The sequence below is a fragment of the Bacillus sp. CFBP9009 genome (assembly GCF_036541465.1).
Lineage (GTDB): Bacteria > Bacillota > Bacilli > Bacillales > DSM-1321 > Peribacillus.
In genome coordinates this window covers 11613-16268 of sequence record NZ_JAZHFU010000033.1, presented here as the reverse complement: position 1 = coordinate 16268, position 4656 = coordinate 11613, and the positions used below count along the sequence as shown (strand labels likewise).

At 35.3% G+C, this 4656-nt stretch carries 4 protein-coding genes; 3 read left to right on the top strand and 1 reads right to left on the bottom strand.

The annotated features are described in order from the left end of the window. Positions 1-413: 413 nt before the first annotated feature. A complete protein-coding gene (locus tag V3595_RS27985) occupies positions 414-1772 on the top strand; it encodes a M1 family metallopeptidase (protein WP_485911172.1) in 1359 nt (452 codons plus the stop codon). A gap of 256 nt (positions 1773-2028) precedes the next feature. Here the strand turns inward: V3595_RS27985 and V3595_RS27980 are convergent, their stop codons facing one another. After that, positions 2029-2811 (bottom strand): GDSL-type esterase/lipase family protein, encoded by a 783-nt coding sequence (locus tag V3595_RS27980; protein WP_485911170.1) that lies wholly within the window; start codon positions 2809-2811, stop codon positions 2029-2031. Positions 2812-3085: 274 nt separating this feature from the next. Between V3595_RS27980 and V3595_RS27975 the strand changes: the two genes are divergently transcribed. Together V3595_RS27975 and map are read left to right on the top strand one after the other, a co-directional pair. After that, on the top strand, positions 3086-3364 hold the full coding sequence (locus V3595_RS27975; RefSeq protein ID WP_485911168.1) for a hypothetical protein: 279 nt from the start codon (positions 3086-3088) through the stop codon (positions 3362-3364). Between the two features lie 357 nt (positions 3365-3721). Then, positions 3722-4462: a type I methionyl aminopeptidase gene (map, locus tag V3595_RS27970; RefSeq protein WP_485911166.1), complete on the top strand. Its 741-nt coding sequence runs from the start codon at positions 3722-3724 to the stop codon at positions 4460-4462. The last annotated feature ends 194 nt before the right edge of the window (positions 4463-4656 follow it).

The window sequence follows — 4656 nt, the reverse complement described above, 5'->3', positions numbered from 1 at the left end:
TAACTGGCCTCCACCCCTTGGATAGGCATGACGAAGGAATGATAGGGCAATTGACCCGTTGAGACATGGGAGGGAAAGCCTCCAAGGGCGGCGTGGAGAATGTGCATTATATGGTAAAATGTGGAGTGTTGTACAACTCCTTTATTTCACTATGCCTTCACGAAATCTTCATGTCCTGAAATCACTCCATTTAACCGTGAATTTAAATTCAATGGTGATGAAATCCTGCGAATAAGCGAGTATTTGTGAGGAAATCGTATTAAACTGAGGGAGTTCCATAAGAAAATAGAAGGGATTTACATTTTTTTGAAGAAGTATTGTCTTTACCTAGTTAAAATTAAATATAATGAGGTGAAGAGATTAAAAGATTAATTATTATATGCGTACTATTAGTTGTAACTGGTTCTATATGGATGATATATGGAACTGAAAAGGTGAAATTTCCAAGCACTTCAACGGTTAAACAGGGGAAGGAAGAGTTTTCACCAAAAGGATTATCTCCAGGTAGCGAGTCTGAGTACGATATTAATATAGAAATGGATGTAGAAGGAAACTTTAAAATCCATTCAACTACTTCAATAAAGAATATCTCTACTGATAAATGGGTACAGTTAGTGTTTTACTTTATTCCAAATATGTTTACTGAAACTAATTCATACTTAGAAAAACCATCTACTGTTAAAGTCGAAAGCATAAATCTTGATGGAAAAACAGTAAAGTTCAATCTTGAAAAGGATACGTTAACAGTTCCTTTAAATGAAAAATTAGAACCAAATCAAAATGTAGTTGTGGACATTAAGTATGAATTCACTCTTCCGGAGAAGGGGCTAAGATTTACTAAAAATGAAAATAATTATTTTTTAGCACAATGGTATCCTATGATTGCCACATATAGAAACCATAAATGGAATAAGGAAGCGTATCGGCTTAAAGGTGAGACCTATCATACTGCATTTAGTGATTTCAAAATACAATACAAATTGCCAAAAGATTTAACCATAATTTCATCCAGCGATAATGATAGGTATCCAAGTAAACGTACAGGCGTTTTAGAAGAGGAAAACTTAAAAGATTTTTATATTTCATTATTGAAGGAACCGAATGTGATCCAAAAGAAGACAGATGACATTACAATAAGAGTATTTGGGGTTGATGAAAGGAAAGAATTACATAAAGAAATAAGCGAGATGGCTATTGAAGCAATGAATTACTTTCAAGATACTATTGGACCTTATCCTCATAAGCAACTGGATATTATTTTAGATGAATTAGGAATGGAATATCCAGGTGTAGTAACAGCTGGTTCTATTTATAATCGTCTTGAAAGTCCTGAACATCTAAAGCGTATAGTCGTTCACGAAATTGCTCATCAATGGTTTTATGGGGTTATAAGTAATGATCCTTATCACGATGCCTGGCTGGATGAAGGTATAACAGACCTCGCTACTTTGTTGTTTTATGCAAATCAAGGTAATGATATTTCCTTTGATGAAGAGCTCTTTAAGGAATTAACTTTACCTGTAAACTTTCCACTAGATAAATACTCTTCTAACGACCAGAGTAATTATATTTATGGGAAATCTTCCACAATGCTCTGGAAAGTTTTTCAGGAAAATGGCGGGGAATTAAAAGCTGAAGATTTTCTCAAAAATTATTATGACCATTATCAATATAAAGAAGTAGATACTCAAGAGTTTGTAAGATTTTCAAAATACTATTTGAACTTAAAAGATGACGTCTATTTTAAAGATTGGATTTTATTAGATGAATGACAACGAGAATTTACATTAAAGTCATTTAATATAACTCATTTATTTCCTTGGATCAATTAACGGGTGGTTAGCTGAAGATCAGAGCTGTCTTTAAGGCAGCTCTTTCTTTATGCAACTATCGGGGCAGGATAGTTGAAGAAGAAAGTGACCTAGTCTATCCGCTCTTACGAAGGGGCCGGCTAGGGGTAAGCCTGTCCATAAAAAGACCGCCCCTTAGAAATAAGGAACGATTTTTTCATGCTATTCTCTAAAACCTTTAGTCGCTACTTTCAACGTTGCTCTCGTCATTGCTTTGATCATCATCATCTACATGGCGTAGCTTATTCGGATGATTTTTAAGGTATTTTAATTCATGCAAGCGAGCAATCTCTAAATGACCTGCGTCGGTAGGATGTACATCTGGTGCATCTGGTGGCATGTCACAGATATGTGTCCACGTACAAACCTTCCATTGTGTGGTGTTAGTAAACTGTCCAAGAAAATCCGCATGAACATCAACCACTTTATAATGAAACTTGAAACGGTTTGCTTTAATCACATTATTTATTTGCTGAATAAAGAACTCTGCCGTATTGAAATTTGGGTCATCGCCTCTGAAAGGGTTGTATACGGTCATTACAAATATTTCAGCATGGGATCGAATACTTTTTCGAATTTCCTTCATAATCATGGGCCAGTTTTGGGCAAAAGTGGCAACGGCATTTGGCAAACAGTTGGGTGTTGGTTGAAGAAAGCAATTTAATAAATCGGCGCCACCACTGCTAATGGTAAGTAAATCCGCTGTTTTGACTGCTTCTCGTGTGTCTGCATCGGTTTGCAGCTGCTGAAGTAAAAGAGTACTCGTAAAAGCAGGATTAGCGCGATTAGTTAAACTCACACATGGGAATATCGTCGCCAAGAAGTCCCGAAAATAATAAACGTATCCGTATCTTTTAGGAGGATCGACTACAAATGAAGCACCAATTCCTGCTGCTAAGGAATTTCCAAGAGCGGTATATTGAAAACGGTCGTGGTGATGGTGTTCGTGTAAATCAGACACATAATCACCTCCTTTTAATAAATTCAATAATATACTATTATTCAGGAATAGAATTGGAAACGGCACCTGTCCAGCTGTTACCGTAAAAAGATATATATCAAATCATTTTATTTATTATTTCGATAATCAAGCTAACGGGTGCTTAGCTGAAGATCGGAGCTGTCTTAAAGGCAGCTTTTTCTTTATGCAACTATCGGGGCAGGTTAGTTCAACAAGGATTTTACCAATATTTGTAGAATTTTCTTTGTTATAAACAATTTTAGGAGGGGGTAACTTGAACAAAAACAAAGTAGGATGGTTATTTTTAGGGCTAGCAGGGTTAGGCTTATTATTTATTATGATGGCAGGGGAAGGTTACGGTTTATCTACTAGTAGCATAGACGGGAATATGCAGTTGAATTTTTTAGGGATAAAAATTGCTGACGGTATTACAACAACCGCAAGATGGAACCAGTATGGAACATATTTTTATCTATGGAGTTTAGTACCGTTAACATTAACTATTTTCTGTTATCGTAAATTTTTAAAGCTTGTACCAACTATTTCAAACTAATTTATTTGAATAGCTGTCTTTTAGGACAGCTTTTTTTATTTATTGTTAAGATTGTGAAAGAGTGAACTTAAACTAACGGGTGCGTTAGCTTAAGATCGAAGCTGTCTTTAAGGCAGCTTTTTCTTTATTTAACTATCGGGGCAGTTTAACTCTATAAAAAATTGGAAGGCAAATCCAATTAATAGTATAGTCATATGTAACAGATCCTTTTTGTGGTCTTTTTCTTGATCGAAGAAAAATTCAGCTGAGGGGTATTGTACCAAATAATTTACATTGCTTTTATTTTTTGAGAAAGTAAAGGTACAATTAGTACTTATATAGTTTTATGATGATAAAAGATAATGAGGTAGGTAAAAAATGATTGCAAAAACAGAAGAAGATTTTAATGGTTTGAAGGAAATTGGCAAAATTATTGCCTCAATTAGAGATGAATTGGTACAAAGAACAATTCCTGGCATAACGACCAAAGAACTTGATGATATAGCCGGAGAACTTTTAAAAAAAGCAGGTGCAGTTTCAGCTCCAAAAGGTGAATATGATTTTCCTGGCTACACTTGCATTAGTCTTAATGAAGAAGTGGCACATGGTATTCCGGGTCATCGGGTTATTCATGAAGGGGATCTAGTAAATATAGATGTATCTGCTTCAAAGAACGGTTATTTCGCAGATACAGGAATCTCATTTGTAGTAGGAGAAGGAGAAGAAGTATTAACGAGAATATGCGACGTTGCTAAAAAGGCATTTGAAGCAGGTCTTAAGAAAGCAAAACCCGGTTCCAAAAAAAGTAGAATCGGAAAAGCAGTATTCGAAACAGCGAGACAGCATGGATTCACTGTTATCAAAAACCTTACAGGACATGGTGTTGGTCGTAGAATACACGAAGCACCTGACCATATTTTAAATTATAATGATCCATGGGATAATGAAATATTAAAGGAAGGGATGGTTATCGCATTCGAACCATTTATCTCAACCTTTGAAGAAGAAGTATTCCAAAAAGAAGACGGTTGGACCTATGCTACAGAAAAAAGCTATGTAGCTCAATTAGAACATACGATTATTCTTACTAAAAATGGTCCGATTATTGTCACACTTTAATTTAAACAATGAAGTTTCTAAAATTATAAGCCCTTATTTAGACTTTGTGATTGTGAATAAATGTACTTAAACTAACGGGTGCGTTCGTATTATAAGGTTAGCCAGTTTTTACTGGTTGACCTTTTTTTAATAGAATCTATTATATCAGTAGCCAGGGTAGGACGTACGGGTGCGTGGGACTTGATCCCGTGAAG